Below are 16,754 nucleotides of genomic sequence, written 5' to 3'. Positions count from 1 at the left end.
TGGGGGCGGACCAACCCCGGCCCTACCGGGGCACGCGGACCACGACCACCGGGCACTGCGCGTGGTGCAGCATCGACTGGCTCACCGACCCCAGCAGCAACCCGCTCACCTCGCCGCGCCCGCGCCCTCCGACGACCGCCAGTTGGGCGGAGCGCGACGCCTCGGCGAGCGCGGTGCCGGGTCGGCCGTGCACCACCTGGCAGGTCAACCGCAGACCCGGGTGGTCCTCGGTGAGCCCGGTCAGCCACCCGGCGAGCATCCGCTCCTGCTCGCCGCGCAGCTTCGCCTCGTCGTACACCAGGGGTTGCATGTCGCCCGGGCCGCTGCTGCCGGGATGTCGGTACGCGTGCACCGCCATCAGCGGCACGCCGAGGGACACGGCGGTCTCGGCGGCGACGTCCGCCGCCCGCCGGGAGGCGTCCGAGCCGTCCACCGCGACCAGGACCGGCTGGTCGGGGCGTTGCGTGCCGCGCGCGACCAGCACCGGGCAGTCGGCGTACGCGGCGACCTGCACCGCGACCGAGCCGACCAGCAGCGCGGAGAACCCACCCAGCCCGCGGTCGCCGAGCACGATGAGCGCGGCGGTGGGGGACTCGCCCACCAGCACCGCGGCGGCCTCGCCGTCGATGATCTCGCCGGAGATCGACAACCCGGGCACTGTCGCCTCGGCCTCGCGCACGGCGGCCTCGACGAGTTCCTCGGCCCGGTGGCGCAGCCCGCCGCCGGGCGGCGCGTCCGGGGCGGGGGAGACGGGTACGTGCAGCAGCGGCCAGATGAAGCCGTGCACGACCCGCAGCGGTCGGTGCCGGCGGGCCGCCTCGGTGGCGGCGAGCCGCACGGCGCGTAGCGCCGACTCCGAGCCGTCGACGCCGGCCACCACCGCCGCGTTGTTCGCCGAGTTCACCGCCCACCTCCGCTCGCGGCCAGTATCGCGGTCCCGGACGCCCCCGCGTCGCGATACCGCCGAGCGCGTCGGGGTCGGTACGCTGGCGACGACCGGGGAGGGAGCGCCGACGATGGGTGAACCAGACCAGCCGAGCACCGCGCGCATGATCGACTTTTGGCTCGGAGGGCAGCATCACTTCCCGGTGGACGTGGCCGCCGCGAACGCGTTCGAGCAGGCGTACGGGCCGTGTGCGCCGGTGTTCCGCGAGCTGCGGGCGTTCCTGGGCCGGGCGGTGCGGGCCATGGCCGAGCAGGGCGTGGACGGGTTCCTGGTGTTCGGCGCCGGGGTGCCGACGATGGGCAACGTGCACGAGGTCGCCGCCGACGCGACGGTGCTCTACACCGACGTCGACCCGGTCACCATCCGACTGGGACAGAGCATCCTCGCCGGCAGTGACCGGGCCGGCTACGGCTTCGGCGACGCGACCGACATCGGCACCGTCGACCCGGCGCAGCTGCACCGTTTCGTGCCGGGGTGGGGTCGGCGGCCGGTCGGTGTGGTCTTCCTGGGGCTGGCCGCGTTCCTCGACGACGTCACGCTGACCCGCACCCTCGACGAGCTGTACGCCGCCGCGGCGCCGGGCAGCCTGCTCGCTGTGGACTTCGACACCGAGGAGCTGGCCGGTCACCCGCAGGCGCTGGCCATGATGGGGCCGCAGTTCCGGATGCGTCCACCGGCGGCGTTCGCGCCCCTGCTGGGTCGGTGGGCGCCGACGGCGGACGGGATCGTCCCGGTCACCGAGTGGCGGCCGCAAGGCCCACCGGCCGAGGTGCCCGACGCGTTCCACGGTGTGCTCGCGACCCGCGCGGGTGACTGACCGCGCCGATCATCCGTCCGGCGACGTCCGTATGATGCTTGCCCTACAGCAAGTTTCGGGGGAGGGCGACGATGATAGACGCGCCGGACGTGGTGTCGCGCGCGTTGCGCGAGGCTCCGCCCGACCAGTTGGCGGAGGCGGCGGACCGGGCGATCCGGTCCGCGATGGGCGCGCTGCGCACCGATGTCTTCGTCGCCGACTACCGGATCAGCGGCCTGTGGCCGGTGCTGGACCCGGACCTGCCGGCGGGCGGTTTCCTGGCCTGTCACACCATGGCGCAGCGCTGCTTCAGCAGCCAGCAGCCGGTCCGCGACGGTGCGGGTCCCTGCCGGCTCTACCTGCCGTTGACCGTGTGGGGGGAACGGCTGGGCGTGCTGATGATCGAGCTGCCGACGGCACCGAACGCGGCGGTCACCGGTCGGGCGACGGACATCGCCGGCGCGCTGGCGGTGGCGATGCGCGCGGCGGACCGGGAGACCGACCGCTACCGGCGGGCCCGCCGTCGCGAGCGACTGACGATGGCCGCCGAGATGCAGTGGGACCTGCTGCCCGGTCGTGGTGTGTCCCACCACGCGTTCGAGCTGGCCGGCCAGCTCGAACCGGCGTACACGGTGGGTGGCGACCACTTCGACTGGTCGCTGGACGGCGACCGTCTCACCGTGACGGTGCTCAACGGTGAGGGCAACGGCCTGGCGGCGTCGCTGTTGACAGCCGTCTCCGTCAACGCGATGCGCAACGCGCGTCGCTCCGGTGGCGGTTTGGTGGAGCAGGCCGAGCTGGCGTCGGACACGGTCTTCTACCAGCACCGGGGCGCGCGGTACGTGGCCACCCTGCTGCTTGAGGTGGACACCCGCCTCGGCCGGGTACGGGCCGTCGACGCCGGCTCACCCCACCTGTTGCGGATGCGCGGCTCCACTGTCGAGCCGGTGAAACTGGATCAGCAGCTGCCGCTGGGCATGTTCGCCGAGACCCGCTACGAGCTTCAGGAGATACAACTGGCGCCCGGTGACCGGCTCTTCGTCGTCAGCGACGGGGTGTGGGCCGCCGAGCCGCCGGGCCAGGAGCCGTACGGGCAGCGGGTGATGGCACGTTCTCTGCGCGCCACGCGGTTGCAGCCGCCGGCTGAGGCGGTTGGTACGGTGATGCGCGAACTACACGCCTATCACGCCGATTCCGATCTGCGTGACGACGCCGTCGTGGTCTGTCTGGACTGGCACGGTCCACGCGAGCGGAGCATGGCGTGAGTCTCGCCGCCGCATTGCCGGGCGGGCACCAGCGCGACAACGGCAGGGGACATCAGGTGGAGCGACCTGCGGATCTCGCCGCGGCGATCACCACGGCCGCCGAGACGCTGATCGCCGTGCTGGAGTCGGCCGGTTCGCGCCACCAGGTGCCGCCCACCCAGCTGAGGGTGCTCACGCTGATCACCGGTCGTCCGGAGACCAACGTCAACGGGTTGGCGGAGCTGCTGGACGTGGTGCCGTCGTCGGCGAGCCGCCTGTGCGACCGGTTGGAGGCGACCGGGTTGTTGCGTCGGGTGGCGGATCCGCGGGACCGGCGTGAGGTGCGGCTGGTGCCGACGCCTGCGGCGCTGACCCTGTTGGGGGAGTTGGCCGAGCGGCGTCAGCGCGCGGTGCAGGCGGTGCTGGATCGGATGCCGTCGCGGATGCAGCACGAGCTGTTGCTGGCGCTGGCCGGGTTCGCTCGGGCGGCGACGTCGGTGCCCGAGCAGCAGACCGATCCCGCCGTTCAGACGGCCTGAATCGCCGTCCCCTCCTCCACTAGTATCCTAGGACGCTCTACGCGTGGTGATCCACGCCACAGTGCGACACCACCGCACCGGCGGGCCGCCGCAGCGCCCGACCAGCGAGAGGAAGCCCGATATAGTGGCAGCGCACCTAGCCGGCCCGCGATCATCGAGATCGCGGGCCGTATCAGGGCATGGGGTCCCGCCCGGGGCCGCAGGGGAGAGCCGGCGCTGGTCGGCCCGACAGCGCGTACGACCCTCAGCCGCGCCCGGCGCCGGCCGGGGGCCCGCGTGCCGTGGAGGAGGATCGGTGTCGCGTCGGCCGGCTCGGGCAGAGCAACCGCGGGACACCGGTGACGAGACTCCCGGCAACCAGGTCCTCACCCTGCCCAACCTGATCAGCTTCGGGCGGCTGCTGGGCGTTCCGCTCTTCCTCTACCTGTTCCTGGTGGCAAAGGCCGACGTGGCGGCGGTCGTGGTGCTGGCCATCGGCGGCACCACCGACTGGGTCGACGGTTGGATCGCCCGCCGCCTGCGCCAGGTCAGCCGCTTGGGCGAGCTGCTCGACCCGCTGGCCGACCGCCTCTACATCCTCGCCACCCTGGTCGCCTTCACCGCCCGGGAGGTGGTGCCGTGGCAGTTCACCGCGGCGCTGCTGGCCCGTGAGGTGCTCCTGCTGGCCTCGCTGGCGGTGCTGCGTCGCTACGGGTACGGTCCGCCGCCGGTGCACTACGTGGGCAAGACCGCCACGTTCCTGCTGCTCGCGGCGTTCCCGGTGCTGCTGTTGGCCAGCGCGGCCACCGACGTGGCGACGGCGGCGAGCGCCATCGGTTGGGCGTTGGCCTGGTGGGGACTGGTGCTGTACTGGGTGGCCGGCGCGATGTACGTCGTACAGGCGGCCCGGCTGGTGCGCGCGGCGCGCGGTCCGGGAGCGGCGGCGTGAGCGCGCCTCGGCCGGGAAAACCCGGCCAGGACCGGGTGTACGCGCCGGATTTCCTCACCGAGTTGTTCCGCAACCCGTTGGATCCGGGGTACGCGGATGCGGCTGCGGCTCGTCGGCGCTCGGCGGAGTCCGCTCCGGCGCGCGGGTGGCGGGCCTTGCCGGCCCGGTCGGTGAGCCTGGTCGTGGTGGTGATGCTGGGTTTCCTGTTCGCGGTGGCGTACCGGCAGACGATGGCGGACGAGCCGGGGCGCAGCCAGGCCCGCTCGGGTCTGGTGACGCAGATCAAGGAGCGGGAGAGCCAGACCGATCGGTTGTCCACGCGGGCGGACCAGCTGCGCGAGGAGGTCAGTCGGCAGCGTGACGCGGCGTTGAGCGGTTCGGCCGCCGCCCGGTTGCGCGACCTGGAGGCGAGCACCGGGTTGGGCCGGGTGCGCGGTGACGGTGTGGTGGTGCGGTTGGCGGACGCTCCGGACAAGGCGGACGCGGTCACCGGTGCTGGCGCGGGGCCGCCGCGGGTGCTCTACAGCGACCTGCAGGGTGTGGCGAACGCGTTGTGGAGTGCTGGTGCGGAGGCGATCGCCATCAACGGGCAGCGGTTGACGTCGACGTCGACGATCCGGTCGGCGGGTGAGGCGATGCTCGTGGATTTCCGGCCGGTGACGGGGCCGTACGAGGTGTCGGCGATCGGGCCGGGTTCGATGCGGCGCAAGTTCGAGGACAGCCGGAATGCGGCGCTGATGCGCAAGGTCGCGCAGGGGACGGGGTTGTCGTTCGGTGTGCGGGAGGCGGATGACCTCACCTTGCCGGCGGCGCCGGAGCCGCAGCTACGCTACGCCAAGCCGTCGGTCAGTCCGAGCCCTTCCGCGTCGGGTGTCCGTTCCGGCAGTCCCGGGTCGTCCGGTCCGGGGACGAGTGTTAGCCCCTCCGGAGGTGGCCGATGATCGCGGTGTTGGCGTTGCTGGCCGGTGTGGTGCTGGGCGTGTGGCTTGATCCCACGGTGCCGGCGGCGTTGCAGCCGTACCTGCCGATCGCGGTGGTGGCCGCGTTGGACGCGGTGTTCGGTGGGGTGCGGGCCCGGTTGGACCGCATCTTCGACGACAAGCAGTTCGTGGTGTCGTTCATTTCGAACGTGCTGGTGGCTGGTCTGATCGTGTATCTGGGTGACCAGTTGGGGGTGGGTGGGCAGTTGTCCACCGGTGTGGTCGTTGTGTTGGGTGTGCGTATCTTCGGCAACGTGGCGGCGATCCGTCGGCACCTGTTCCGGGCGTAGGTTGGGTTGCGATGAGTGATGAGCAGACCGACACGGGGACCGGGTGGCCGCAGCCGGTGGGTCCGGTGCGGCCGGGTGGGCCGGCGGGTGAGCCGGATCCGCGGCCGGATGCGCCGGATCCGGATGAGTTGAGCCCGTTGGCGCCGCAGGCGCCGTCGGATGACGAGCCTGCGGTGGAGCCGGGTGTGGAGCCGGTCGACGATGGTGCGACGGTGGACCTGAGCGCGGTGTCGCGGTCGGGGGATCGGCCGGTTGCGGGTTCCGACGGGTTGGCGGAGCCGGCGGGCGAGTTGGCGGAGCCGGTGGGCGAGCCGGCGTCGGTGGTGGCTGGTCGGTCCCGGTGGAGTGCGGCCGGGGTGATGATCGCCGCGTTGTTGGCGTTGCTGGGGTTCACGTTGGTCGTGCAGTTGAAGACGACGTCGACGGACCCGACTCTGGGTGCCACCCGTCAGGAGGACCTGGTCCGGATCCTGTCGGATCTGGATGCGCGGGAGAATCGCCTGCAGCAGGACATCCGGGCTCTGGAGGACAGTCAGCGGCAGTTGCGCTCGGGTGAGCAGGGTCGTCAGGCGGCGTTGGATGAGGCGACGCGGCGGGCGGACGAGTTGGGCATCCTGGCGGGGACGTTGCCGGCGGTGGGTCCGGGGTTGACTGTGCAGTTCGACGGCGGGGTGAAGCCGATCTCGGCGAACCGGGTGTTGGACGCGGTGCAGGAGTTGCGCGGTGCCGGTGCCGAGGCGATGCAGATTTCCGGTGGGGATCGGGCGACGGTGCGGATCATCGCGTCGACGTTCTTCCTCGATGGGGACAACGGGTCGTTGATGGTGGAGGGGCGTCGGTTGTCGGGGCCGTACACGATCACGGTGATCGGTGATCCGGCGACGATGCGTACGGCGTTGAACATTCCTGGTGGGGTGGTGGCGTCGGTCCGGGGTGACGGCGGTAACGTGACGTTTGGGGAGCGTGAGGTTGCCGAGGTTTCGGCGCTGCACGTGCCGATCAAGTTGGAACACGCCCGTCCGGTCTCCTGACCGGCGCGGCCGCGCCGGACCCGGGTGGTCCGGGGCACCGATGGATGAAGGACGCGTCTGGTGATTCCCGAGGATCTGCGATACACCGCCGAGCATGAGTGGGTGGCGGGTGACGGCACGGCTTCGGTCCGGGTCGGCATCACCCACTTCGCGCAGGACGCGCTCGGTGACATCGTGTACGTGCAGTTGCCCGAGGCGGGTGCGGTGGTCGCGGCCGGTGACTCGTTGGGTGAGATCGAGTCGACCAAGAGCGTGTCGGAGATCTACGCGCCGGTGGCCGGTACGGTGGCTGCGCGCAATGATGCGTTGGCTGACACGCCTGAGCTGATCAACACTGATCCGTACGGTGAGGGTTGGTTGGTGGAGATCACGCCGAATGATCCGACTGCGACGGATGGGTTGCTGACGGCGGCCGCGTATCAGAAGATCACCGAAGGCTGAGTGTGCTTGATCCGGTGCGCGGGTTGTCTGCGCGCGTCCGGTTGCCCTGCATTTCGGCGCTGGCTAGGCTCGCCCAGTCGACCGAGAACCCAATAGTTGAGCGTTGCGGAATTGCCTTCCCGGGCACGGGGAGCCAGCCGCCGGGTGTCCAAGTGCCCGGCGGCCAGACCCGCCATTACCCGACGCCGACCGAACAGATCCGTGAGGTGGTCCCATGACGCGGCCAGACGACGAGTTCCCCCCACTCGACGTCACTTCGACGCTCAATCTCGGTTCGCTCGACGAAGTGCTGGAGGGGCCGGACACCGATGTGGTGCCGAGCCGGATGTCCGGTTCGTTGCCGCCGGGTATGGCGCTGCTGGTGGTTCGTCGAGGCCCGAATGCGGGTGCCCGGTTCTTGTTGGACCACGATGTGACGACCAGTGGCCGGCACCCGGACAGTGACATCTTCCTGGATGACGTGACGGTGTCGCGTCGGCACGCGGAGTTCCACCGCGATGGTGGGACGTTCACGGTGCGGGACGTGGGCAGCCTGAATGGCACGTACGTCAATCGTGAGCGGGTTGAGGCGGCCACGTTGAGCAATGGTGACGAGGTTCAGATCGGTAAGTTCCGGGTGGTGTTCATCGCCGGTCCGCGCCCGGAGGAGGAGGCCGGCCGGGGGTGAACGAGCCTGCGGCCTCCAGGTCACCCGGGGCGGCTCGGTCTGAGCCGTTGATGAGCATCGGTGAGGTGCTTGGGCAGTTGCGGGTGGATTTTCCGGATACCACGATTTCGAAGCTGCGGTTTCTTGAGGCCGAGGGTTTGGTCGAGCCGCAGCGGACGGCGGCGGGTTACCGGAAGTACAGCTGGGACGATGTGGCGCGGTTGCGGTTCGTGTTGACCGCGCAGCGGGACAGGTACCTGCCGTTGCGGGTGATCCGGGAGCAGTTGGCGCAGTGGGATTCGTCCGGTGAGCAGCCGGAGCGGTCGCGGCCGGCGTTGGTGGCGGTTGGTCCTGATGGTGCGGTGCCGGGTCGGGAGTTGGCGGAGCCGGCCGAGTCGTCGCAGGTGCGGCTCGGCCGGGTGGATCTGGTGGCGCGCAGTGGGATCGACGAGTCGACGTTGATGGAGTTGGAGCGGCTCGGTGTGCTGGTGTCGGATCCGCCGGGTTGGTATGACGCTGATGCGTTGATCATCGCGTCGGCGGTGGCGGGGTTGGCGGCGTACGGGTTGGAGCCGCGGCACCTTCGGGGTTATCGGACGGCGGCGGACCGGGAGGTCGGTTTGTTCGCGCAGTTGGTGGCGCCGTTGGCGCGGCAGAGTGATCCGGCGGCGCGGGCGCGGGCGGCGGAGACGGCGCGGGAGTTGGTGGCGTTGTCGGAGCAGTTGCACGCGGCGTTGGTGCGGGTGGGGCTGCGGTCGACGTTGGGTCGGTGAGGGTGCCCGGTGGGTGGCGGCTGAGCGGAAAGATCTCTTCCGGGAAGCGTGCCGTAGGCTTGCCGGGGTAACCCCTTTTCGGCGCGGGCGTGGTGCTGTAGCGCATGGGACGGCCGTGTTGCGGTCCGTGTACCGTGCAGGGAAGGGCGCGGTGCGGCGTAGGTGACAACGACACGGAGGCGGCGGTGCGCGAGCTGAGCGTGGTCGGAGTTCGGGTGGAGCTGCCCAGCAACCAGCCGATCGTCCTGCTCAGGGAGGTCGAGGGGGACCGCTATCTGCCGATCTGGATCGGCGCGGTCGAGGCGACGGCTATCGCTTATGAGCAGCAGGGGGTCAAGCCGGCCCGGCCGTTGACGCATGACCTTCTGCGGGACGTGTTGGCGGCGTTGAAGGCGCCGTTGCAGGCGGTGGAGATCACCGAGCTGAAGGAGAACGTCTTCTACGCTGATCTGTTGATCGGTGATGGGGTGCGGGTGTCGGCGCGGCCGAGCGATTCGATCGCGTTGGCGTTGCGGGTTGGTGCGCCGATTCGTTGTGCGGAGCAGGTCCTCAGCGAGGCGGGGATCGTTATCCCTGATGAGCAGGAGGACGAGGTGGAGAAGTTCCGCGAGTTCCTGGAGCAGGTGCGTCCGGAGGATTTCGCGGGCTGAGGTGTGCCTGGGCTCTGTTGGTGATCTTTCTCGGTGGCTGCGCGGCGTGTCGCGTCGGTTCCTCCGTGGTAACCCCTGACGGTGGCGATAGGGTTTCCGTGTCGAGGGGTGCGCGTCGGTGGAAACGACGCGTCGCCACACTGACGGGGAGGTTGTCCGGATGCACGAGCCGCAGGATTCCGATCCGGGTGCAGAGTTCGACGAGTCGGGTGCCTCGTCGCCAGGTGTGGCGGCTGAGGGTGACGGTTCGGTTGGTTACCGGGGTGTGACGGCCTGCCATGCGGTGGGCATCAGTTACCGGCAGTTGGATTACTGGGCGCGGACGACGCTGGTGGTGCCGAGCGTTCGGGATGCCTCGGGGTCGGGGACGCAGCGGTTGTATTCGTTCCGGGACCTGGTGGTGTTGAAGGTCGTGAAGCGGTTGTTGGATGCGGGGGTGTCCCTGCAGAACATCCGTAAGGCGATTGAGGCGTTGCGGTCGCGTGGTGTGGAGGATCTGGCGGGGATCACGCTGATCTCTGATGGGACGACGGTGTACGAGTGCCGGTCTCCGGAGGAGGTGGTCGACCTGTTGCAGGGTGGCCAGGGGGTCTTCGGTATCGCGATCGGTGGGGCTTTCAAGGAGATCCAGGGGTCGTTGTCGCATCTGCCGGCGGAGCCGGCGACGAGCGGCCCGGTGGAGCCGGCGGTGGCGTCGGGCCCGGATCCGGTGGGTGACGAGTTGGCGGCGCGGCGGGCGCGGCGGCGCGCCGGCTGACGCTTTCGTCTTCGGTTTTTTTCCGGTTGTTTTCTCGCGACCGTCGGTGACGGTGGTGGGGGTATGTCGGGCGTGTCGGTCCACTGTGGATACCGTGGGTGTTGTGTTGGTGGCCCATTGTGGAGATACCCATCGGTAGTGGTGACGCACCGTGTCGGCGTGTTGTCGGGAATCCGATAAGGGGGCGCTGACCGAGGGCGGTTGACACGCTATGGTCCCTCACGGTTCTGGACCCTTCACCCCCGGAAGGAACGACCGTGACGGTTACGGAAGAGACTGTTCCCGCCTCGCACTACGACCGCATCGGCGGTGCCAGTTCGGTCAAGGCGGCGGTTGAGCTGTTCTACGACAAGGTGCTCGCGGACCCGGAGTTGGCGGGCTATTTCGACGGCGTGGACATGGCGGGTCAGCGGCGGCATCTGGCGTTGATGTTGACGGTGGTGCTGGGTGGCCCGAACGAGTACGCGGGTCGCGGGTTGGCTGAGGCGCACCAGCCGTTGGGCATCACGGTGGGGCACTACGCGAAGGTGGGCGAGTACCTGATGCTGACGCTGACCGAGCTCGGGGTGCCGTCGGACGTCCTCGCTGATGTGCAGACGGTGTTGGGGCAGGTGCAGGGCCAGGTGGTGGCTGCCGGGAACAGGTCGGACGCCTGAGCGTGGACGCGGCTCGCCTCAAGCAGAGCTGGTCGGTGGTCGCCGGTCACGGCGACCAGGTGCCGCTCTACTTCTACTCGACGTTGTTCCTCGCCCATCCCGAGACGCGGCAGATGTTCCCCACGAACATGGCTGGTCAGCGGGACCGCCTCGTGACCGCGTTGGGTCACATCGTGTCCAACGTGGACCAGGTCGATCGGCTGGTGGGTTTCCTGCAGGATCTCGGCGCGGATCACCGCAAGTTCGCGGTCCGCGCGGAGCACTATCCGGCGGTCGGTGAGGCACTGGTGGCGACGTTGCAGCATTTCCTCGGCGAGCAGTGGACCGACGAGTTGGCTGCGGACTGGACGGCGGCGTACGGGTTGGTCGCCCAGGTGATGGTGGAGGCCGCGCAGGCCGCTGAGGCGGTCAATCCGCCGTGGTGGGTGGCGGAGATCGTGGCGCATGAGCGGCGGGCGTTCGACGTGGCGGTGTTGACGGTGCGTCCGCAGTATCTGTTGCCGTTCACGCCGGGTCAGTCGATCGGGGTGTCGCACCCGTCGGTGCGGTCGTGGCGGTACTACTCGCCGGCGAACGCGCCGCGGGCGGACGGCACGTTGGAGTTGCATGTGCGGGCCGCGCCGGGTGGCGCGGTGTCGTCGCGGTTGGTGTACGGGTCGGCGGTGGGGGATCGGATCCACCTGGCGGCGCCGGTGGGGGACCGGCTGGGGTTGTGGGCGGCGGGCTCCAGTGACCTGTTGCTGTTGGTGTCGGGTACCGGCTGGGCGCCGGTGAAGGCGTTGGTGGAGCAGGTGGCCGCGGAGGGTTCCCGGCGTCGGGTGGACCTGTACGTGGGGGCCCGGTCCCGTAGCGAGTTCTACGACAATGACGCGATCGACAAGATGGCGTCGTCGTATCCGTGGTTGACGGTGACGTACGTGGTCGGTGCCGACGTGCACCGGCCGGGGGAGTTCGTGCAGGCGGTGGACCGGGCGTTGGCCGACGGTGACTGGCGGTCCCGGCACGTGTTCGTGTGTGGGTCGGACGAGATGGTGTCGCACGCGGCGCGGACGTTGGCGCAGGCGGGCTACCACGCGGGTCAGGTGCACCACGAGGGCCTGGGCGCGCAGTGGTACGGCCCGGCGTGGCGCACGGCGGTGCAGCAGCCGGCTGCGGGTGACACTTCGGGAGGTGGGCACAGGTGAGCGCGAGGTGTGAGCTTGCGAGCCCGGCGGTCGCGGGCGGAGGTCTGCACAGGTGAGTGCGACGCCGATCAGTCGGTATGACGGGGTGCAGGTGTCCGGCGGTGTGCAGGTGCGGATGACCGCCGACCGGGTGCGGCGGTGGGAGTTCGGTGCGGCGTCGTTCGCTCGGCGTGGTTACGACAACGCCGACGTGGACCGGTTCCGGGTGCAGGTCGCTGACGAGTTGGACCTGTTGGCGACGCAGATCGCGACGTTGCGGGCGGAGAACGAGCGGCTGACCGACCGGGTGGAGTTGCACCGGCACGGGGTGATCCCCAGTACGGGGGCGGCGTCGAAGGTCCCGGCGGCGCGGGAGGTGAATCTGCTGTCGGCGGCGCAGCGGGAGGCTGAGCAGATCATCGCGCAGGCGCATGACTACGCGCGTCGGGTCGCCGAGTACGCCCGGGTGCAGTACGAGAGTTACCTGCACGCGGCGGAGGCGGAGGCGAAGCAGGAGGCGGAGCGGGCGGTGGCGGAGTACCGCAGCGCGGCGGGGTCGAGCTTCGACGACACGGTGGCGACCCGGGAGGCGTTGCGGATCTTCGGCGAGATGATGGTGTCGCACATGCAGGCGGCGGCGCGGCATCTCGACGACGGCAGTGAGCAGTTGGCGCGCACGATGGACCGGATCGCGGCGGAGACGCCGGGGGCGCCGTTCGTGGGCGGCGCGGTGGGTCAGTCGGCGTTGCCGCGGCACCAGCAGCGTTGAGTCGCCGGGTGGGGTGCGCTGACGTGGACCCCACCCGGGGCGCTGGCGACGGTGGCATAGTCGAAGGGGTCAGGCGGGGCTGACCGGTGGCCCGCCCCGGGGAGAGGCCCGTCGTGTCGGTATCACCGTCTTCATCCGGCGGGTCGGCGGACCCCCTCGCGGCGTTGGAGGCGTCGGCGTGGGCGCTGGCGGCCGCCGTCGGCACCATGAGTGACGCCCTGTCGGCCCCGCTCGCCGAGGTCGTCGCGGCGTCGCCGCACCGCAGCGCGGTCCTGGAGGCCGCCGGTCTGCTGTCCTGGGACGGCGCGACGCCGGTCGCGCACCCGTCGCTGGTGGCGGCCGACGGGCCGACCGGGCGCAGCGCGGTGCAGGCGCGGTTGAGTTCGCTGCGGCAGGCGGTCGCCGCGGCGGCGCAGGAGCCTTCCGGCGGGGGTGCGGTCGGCTGGGCGCAGGTCGACGACGAGGTGTTGCTGCATCAGGGTCGGGCGTCGGCGGCGACCGGCCGGGCGTTGGCGACCCGGGTGGTGCCCGAGTTGGCGGGGCTGGCGGAGCGCTTGGACTCGGCGGATGCCCGAATTCTGGACGTGGGCACCGGCGTGGCGGCGTTGGCGGTCGCCCTGGCCCGCGCGTTGCCCCGGGTGTCGGTGGTGGGCATCGACGTGCTCCAGCGGGCGTTGGACCTGGCCCGCGGGGAGTTGGCCGAGGCGCGCGACGTCGCCGACCGGATCAGTGTGCGCCGGCAGGACGTCGCGGAGGTGACCGAGCCGGGCGGGTACGACCTGGTGTGGGTGCCGGCGCCGTTTCTTCCCCAGCAGACGTTGGCGCTCGCGTTGCCCCGGTTGGTGCAGGCGCTGCGACCCGGTGGCTGGCTGGTGGCCGGTACCAATGCGCCGGCCGGGGACCCGTTGCGGGCGGCCGTCGACCGGTGGAACGCGGTGCGCAACGGCGGCAACGCCTTCGACGCCGACCGGATGGCGCAGGTGCTGGCGGGGGCCGGGTTGGGTGACGTTCGGCGTTTCCCGACCGTCCCCGGTGGGCCGGTGTTGGTCGCCGCGCACCGCCCGGGCGGCTGAGGCCCGCAGTGGTGTCGGCTGCGCCGGTGCGGGGTTCGCCTGCCGGCGCGACGGGGTCGCTCAGCTGACGGCGGCGCGGATGGCCTCGGCGATCGGGGTGGGTCCGTCGACGAGTTCCAGTGTCGCGCCGGTGGTGCGCGGTTCGTCGAGCAGCGCGGCGAGGACGTGGGCGACGTCGGTGCGGCTGATCGCCCCAGCACCGGCGTGGGGGGTGAGGGTGACCCGCCCGGTGGGTGGGACGTCGGTGAGCCGGCCGGGTCGCAGCACCGTCCAGGCCAGGTCACGGCGGCGCAGGTCGTCCTCGGCGGCGCGTTTGGCGCGCAGGTACGCCGCCCACACGTCGTCGGTGCCGGGGGCCGGTGGTGTGTCCACGCCCATGGAGGAGACGAGCAGGTAGCGGTGGACGCCGGCGTGGGTGGCGGCGTCGGCGAGCAGCGCGGCGGCGGCCCGGTCGACGGTGTCCTTGCGGGCGGCGCCGCTGCCGGGGCCCGCGCCGGCGGCGAAGACCACCGCGTCGGCGCCGCACAGGTGCCCGGCCACCTGGTCGGGCGGGGTGTGTTCCAGGTCGCAGACGACGGGGGTGGCGCCGGCGGCGCGCAGCGTCGCGGTCTGCTCGGGGTTGCGGATGAGGCCGACGGCGGTGTCGCCGCGCCCGACGAGGTGGCGTTGCAGCAGCAGGGCGATCTTGCCGTGGCCTCCGGCGATGACGACGCGCATACGCCCAACCTACCGGCGGCGTCACCGGCTTGACCTTGACCTTCGGGCAACCCTGAGCCTGGTGGGTGCCGGTCGCCGTGACCGGTGCGAGGAGGATGTCGACGTGGGGCTGATGACCATCGGGGCGTTCGCCCGGGCGGCGAGGCTGACGCCGAAGGCGTTGCGCCTGTACGACCGGGGTGGGCTGCTGGTGCCGGCCGCTGTCGATCCGGAGTCCGGTTACCGGCTCTACGACCCGGTCCAGTTGCCGGTGGCGCGGTTGGTCGCCCAGTTGCGTCGGCTCGGTATGCCGCTGGCGACGATCCGGGTCGTGTGTGACCTGGAGCCGGCAGCGGCGGCGGAGGCGGTCACCGCGTACTGGCGGCAGGTCAGCGCCGACACCGCGGCCCGCGCCCGGCTCGCCACCCTCCTCGTGGACCACCTGTCTGAGGGAGGCACCACCATGTCTGACCCGGATCCCACCGTCACCGTCCGCTGTGCCGCCGGTTGTGACACGGGGCTGGTGCGCGACAGCAACGAGGACACCGCGTACGCCAGCGAGCGGTTGCTCGCCGTGGCCGACGGGATGCGGGGGCCCGGCGGCGCGGCTGCCAGCGCCGCCGCCGTCGACGCCCTGAAGCCGTTGGCCCTGACCGACGTGCCGGGCGCGGACCTGTTGACGATGCTGGCTGGCGCGGTGAGCGCCGCCGACCGGGCCGTGCACGGGTTGGCCACCGACACCGACCAGCCCGTCACGACGCTGACCGCGCTGCTGCTCAGCGGTTCCCGGCTGGCGCTGGTGCACGTCGGTGACACCCGGGCCTACCTGCTGCGCGGCGGTGAGTTGTCGCTGCTCACGCAGGATCACACCTGGGTGCAGGCCCAGGTTGATCAGGGTCGGCTCGACCGGGACCAGGCCGCGGCGCATCCGCAGCGCGCGGTGCTGGTGCGTGCCCTCGGTGGCGGCCGGCAGGTCGAGGCGGATCTGGCGTTGCGTACCGCGGTGGCGGGTGACCGGTATGTGTTGTGCTCCGACGGGTTGTCCGCGGTCGTCGACCGGGCCGGGTTGGGGTCGGCGTTGGCCGCGACGGACGACCCCGAGGACACGGTGCGGGCGCTGATCGATCTGGCGCGGGCCGAGGGGGCGCCGGACAACATCGCCTGCGTCGTCGCCGACGTCGTCGCCGCATAGCCGTCGCCGACGGGTAGCCGTCGCCGGCGACGTGTCTGCCGGGTGGCCGTCGTCCGCGCCGGGTGGGGCCGCTCACCCGGCGCGGGGCTCGGCGTTGGCGAACCGGTTGAGGCAGCATGGAGAGGTGATGGAGAGCTTCGACGCGTTGACCTCGCTGGTGGCCGGTGGTGGGGTGGTGGTCCTCAGCGGCGCCGGCCTGTCCACCGAGTCGGGAATTCCGGACTACCGGGGGCCCAGCGGGGTGGCGCGGCGGCACACGCCGATGACCTTCCAGGCGTTCACCCGCGATCCGTTGGCCCGGCGGCGCTACTGGGCGCGCAGCCACCTGGGCTGGCGGCTGATCGCGGGCGCGGCGCCCAACGCGGGGCACCGGGCGGTGGCCGGCCTGCAACACGCGGGGCTGGTCGACACGGTCATCACCCAGAACGTCGACGGTCTGCACGGTGCGGCCGGCAGCCCGTCGGTGATCGAGTTGCACGGCCGCCTCGACGAGGTGACCTGCCTGGACTGCGGCAACCTGACCTCCCGGGAGGAGCTGCACCGGCGGCTGCGCGAGGCCAACCCGGAGTTCGTGGCCCGCGTCGCCGCTGTCAACCCGGACGGTGATGTTGATCTCCCCGATGATCAGGTGGCGGCTTTCCGGCCGGTGGATTGTGGGATCTGCGGCACCGGGATGCTGAAACCGGACGTGGTGTTCTTCGGTGAGACGGTGCCGCCGCAGCGGGTGGCGCGGTGTTTCGCGGCCGTGGAGCAGGCCCGCTCGTTGCTGGTGCTCGGGTCGTCGTTGACGGTGATGTCGGGCCGCCGGTTCGTGATTCGGGCCGCGAAACGGGGCATCCCGGTCGCGATCGTCAACCAGGGGCCGACCCGGGGTGACGGCCACGCCACCGTCTGCGTCGACGCGCCGCTGGGCGCGGTGCTGCCGCGGCTGGCCGCGCGCGTCGGCGCCGGGACGCCGCTGGGGGTCTGACGGCCGCGCCCCGGGGGTGCATCCCGAGCCCGGGGGTGCGACTCCCACCCCCGGGGGTAGGACATCCGCCGGAAACACCGACGCTGGTAGCGTTGACCACGCCGGTAACACCCACGTGGGAGAGACCGCCCGACAGCACGCAGGGCGGCGCCGAAGGGGCAAATCCTCCCCGGAACCTCTCAGGCAAAAGGACCTCGTGGGCAGGCACTGTGGA

20 protein-coding genes and 1 riboswitch are annotated in these 16,754 nt (G+C 71.3%); of the genes, 18 read left to right on the top strand and 2 right to left on the bottom strand.

All coding sequences use genetic code 11. The features are described 5' to 3' along the window. Positions 1 to 22 precede the first annotated feature (22 nt). Complete coding sequence (locus AB0877_RS06015; protein ID WP_366607062.1) at positions 23 to 904, bottom strand: universal stress protein; 882 nt, start codon at positions 902 to 904, stop codon at positions 23 to 25. A 112-nt stretch (positions 905 to 1,016) separates the two neighbouring features. Here AB0877_RS06015 and AB0877_RS06010 point away from each other — a divergent pair, with 112 nt between their 5' ends. The 16 genes from AB0877_RS06010 to AB0877_RS05935 all read left to right on the top strand — a co-directional run bounded on the left by AB0877_RS06010 (position 1,017) and on the right by AB0877_RS05935 (position 13,682). Beyond that, positions 1,017 to 1,763, top strand: coding sequence for an SAM-dependent methyltransferase (locus AB0877_RS06010; protein WP_366607061.1), 747 nt, complete (start codon positions 1,017 to 1,019; stop codon positions 1,761 to 1,763). 71 nt (positions 1,764 to 1,834) lie between these two features. Beyond that, positions 1,835 to 3,007, top strand: coding sequence for a PP2C family protein-serine/threonine phosphatase (locus AB0877_RS06005; RefSeq protein WP_366607059.1), 1,173 nt, complete (start codon positions 1,835 to 1,837; stop codon positions 3,005 to 3,007). A 56-nt stretch (positions 3,008 to 3,063) separates the two neighbouring features. Continuing rightward, a complete protein-coding gene (locus tag AB0877_RS06000) occupies positions 3,064 to 3,525 on the top strand; it encodes a MarR family transcriptional regulator (RefSeq protein ID WP_366607125.1) in 462 nt (153 codons plus the stop codon). A gap of 295 nt (positions 3,526 to 3,820) precedes the next feature. Continuing rightward, positions 3,821 to 4,453, top strand: coding sequence for a CDP-alcohol phosphatidyltransferase family protein (locus AB0877_RS05995; protein WP_366607057.1), 633 nt, complete (start codon positions 3,821 to 3,823; stop codon positions 4,451 to 4,453). After that, positions 4,450 to 5,394, top strand: a complete 945-nt coding sequence (locus tag AB0877_RS05990) for a DUF881 domain-containing protein (RefSeq protein WP_366607055.1) — start codon at positions 4,450 to 4,452, stop codon at positions 5,392 to 5,394. The genes AB0877_RS05995 and AB0877_RS05990 overlap by 4 nt, the downstream gene beginning before the upstream one ends. Further along, positions 5,391 to 5,723: a small basic family protein gene (locus tag AB0877_RS05985; RefSeq protein ID WP_030327710.1), complete on the top strand. Its 333-nt coding sequence runs from the start codon at positions 5,391 to 5,393 to the stop codon at positions 5,721 to 5,723. The genes AB0877_RS05990 and AB0877_RS05985 overlap by 4 nt, the downstream gene beginning before the upstream one ends. Positions 5,724 to 5,734: 11 nt before the next feature. Continuing rightward, on the top strand, positions 5,735 to 6,754 hold the full coding sequence (locus AB0877_RS05980; protein ID WP_366607052.1) for a DUF881 domain-containing protein: 1,020 nt from the start codon (positions 5,735 to 5,737) through the stop codon (positions 6,752 to 6,754). A gap of 60 nt (positions 6,755 to 6,814) precedes the next feature. Continuing rightward, positions 6,815 to 7,195, top strand: a complete 381-nt coding sequence (gcvH, locus tag AB0877_RS05975; RefSeq protein WP_091397961.1) for a glycine cleavage system protein GcvH — start codon at positions 6,815 to 6,817, stop codon at positions 7,193 to 7,195. 214 nt (positions 7,196 to 7,409) lie between these two features. Further along, positions 7,410 to 7,862: an FHA domain-containing protein gene (locus AB0877_RS05970; protein ID WP_007071101.1), complete on the top strand. Its 453-nt coding sequence runs from the start codon at positions 7,410 to 7,412 to the stop codon at positions 7,860 to 7,862. 50 nt (positions 7,863 to 7,912) lie between these two features. Further along, positions 7,913 to 8,614, top strand: coding sequence for a MerR family transcriptional regulator (locus AB0877_RS05965; RefSeq protein WP_366607050.1), 702 nt, complete (start codon positions 7,913 to 7,915; stop codon positions 8,612 to 8,614). A gap of 185 nt (positions 8,615 to 8,799) precedes the next feature. Continuing rightward, positions 8,800 to 9,264 carry a bifunctional nuclease family protein gene (locus AB0877_RS05960; RefSeq protein WP_030327706.1) on the top strand — a complete coding sequence of 155 codons (465 nt, stop codon included), beginning with the start codon at positions 8,800 to 8,802 and terminating at the stop codon, positions 9,262 to 9,264. Between the two features lie 160 nt (positions 9,265 to 9,424). Then, complete coding sequence (locus tag AB0877_RS05955; protein ID WP_366607048.1) at positions 9,425 to 10,021, top strand: MerR family transcriptional regulator; 597 nt, start codon at positions 9,425 to 9,427, stop codon at positions 10,019 to 10,021. 257 nt (positions 10,022 to 10,278) lie between these two features. Next, a complete protein-coding gene (locus tag AB0877_RS05950; protein WP_366607046.1) occupies positions 10,279 to 10,677 on the top strand; it encodes a group 1 truncated hemoglobin in 399 nt (132 codons plus the stop codon). A gap of 2 nt (positions 10,678 to 10,679) precedes the next feature. Further along, complete coding sequence (locus AB0877_RS05945) at positions 10,680 to 11,861, top strand: globin domain-containing protein (protein ID WP_366607045.1); 1,182 nt, start codon at positions 10,680 to 10,682, stop codon at positions 11,859 to 11,861. A 52-nt stretch (positions 11,862 to 11,913) separates the two neighbouring features. After that, positions 11,914 to 12,609 carry a cell division protein DivIVA gene (locus AB0877_RS05940; RefSeq protein WP_366607043.1) on the top strand — a complete coding sequence of 232 codons (696 nt, stop codon included), beginning with the start codon at positions 11,914 to 11,916 and terminating at the stop codon, positions 12,607 to 12,609. Positions 12,610 to 12,722: 113 nt separating this feature from the next. Next, positions 12,723 to 13,682, top strand: a complete 960-nt coding sequence (locus tag AB0877_RS05935; protein ID WP_366607042.1) for a methyltransferase domain-containing protein — start codon at positions 12,723 to 12,725, stop codon at positions 13,680 to 13,682. A gap of 60 nt (positions 13,683 to 13,742) precedes the next feature. Here AB0877_RS05935 and AB0877_RS05930 read toward each other — a convergent pair whose 3' ends face one another. After that, a complete protein-coding gene (locus tag AB0877_RS05930; RefSeq protein WP_366607041.1) occupies positions 13,743 to 14,399 on the bottom strand; it encodes an NAD(P)H-binding protein in 657 nt (218 codons plus the stop codon). Positions 14,400 to 14,502: 103 nt separating this feature from the next. On the opposite strand from AB0877_RS05930, the gene AB0877_RS05925 reads away from it, so the two are divergent. Continuing rightward, positions 14,503 to 15,570 (top strand): MerR family transcriptional regulator, encoded by a 1,068-nt coding sequence (locus AB0877_RS05925; protein ID WP_366607039.1) that lies wholly within the window; start codon positions 14,503 to 14,505, stop codon positions 15,568 to 15,570. 127 nt (positions 15,571 to 15,697) lie between these two features. Then, positions 15,698 to 16,540, top strand: a complete 843-nt coding sequence (locus AB0877_RS05920) for an NAD-dependent protein deacetylase (protein WP_366607037.1) — start codon at positions 15,698 to 15,700, stop codon at positions 16,538 to 16,540. A 106-nt stretch (positions 16,541 to 16,646) separates the two neighbouring features. Next, positions 16,647 to 16,745: riboswitch (glycine riboswitch) on the top strand. Positions 16,746 to 16,754 lie beyond the last annotated feature (9 nt).

It is taken from the genome of Micromonospora sp. NPDC047644, assembly GCF_040704315.1.
GTDB lineage: Bacteria > Actinomycetota > Actinomycetes > Mycobacteriales > Micromonosporaceae > Micromonospora.
Note: the sequence above shows the minus strand (reverse complement) of the source record. Positions and strands in the feature narration are given on the sequence as shown.

Excerpts from the sequence above, each read along its gene's own strand:
- AB0877_RS05980 (WP_366607052.1), top strand. The coding sequence starts at position 5,735 with ATGAGTGATGAGCAGACCGACACGGGGACCGGGTGGCCGCAGCCGGTG.
- AB0877_RS05930 (WP_366607041.1), bottom strand. The coding sequence starts at position 14,399 with ATGCGCGTCGTCATCGCCGGAGGCCACGGCAAGATCGCCCTGCTGCTG.
- AB0877_RS05955 (WP_366607048.1), top strand. The coding sequence starts at position 9,425 with ATGCACGAGCCGCAGGATTCCGATCCGGGTGCAGAGTTCGACGAGTCG.
- AB0877_RS06010 (WP_366607061.1), top strand. The coding sequence starts at position 1,017 with ATGGGTGAACCAGACCAGCCGAGCACCGCGCGCATGATCGACTTTTGG.
- AB0877_RS05920 (WP_366607037.1), top strand. The coding sequence starts at position 15,698 with ATGGAGAGCTTCGACGCGTTGACCTCGCTGGTGGCCGGTGGTGGGGTG.
- AB0877_RS05965 (WP_366607050.1), top strand. The coding sequence starts at position 7,913 with ATGAGCATCGGTGAGGTGCTTGGGCAGTTGCGGGTGGATTTTCCGGAT.
- AB0877_RS05970 (WP_007071101.1), top strand. The coding sequence starts at position 7,410 with ATGACGCGGCCAGACGACGAGTTCCCCCCACTCGACGTCACTTCGACG.
- AB0877_RS06005 (WP_366607059.1), top strand. The coding sequence starts at position 1,835 with ATGATAGACGCGCCGGACGTGGTGTCGCGCGCGTTGCGCGAGGCTCCG.
- AB0877_RS05985 (WP_030327710.1), top strand. The coding sequence starts at position 5,391 with ATGATCGCGGTGTTGGCGTTGCTGGCCGGTGTGGTGCTGGGCGTGTGG.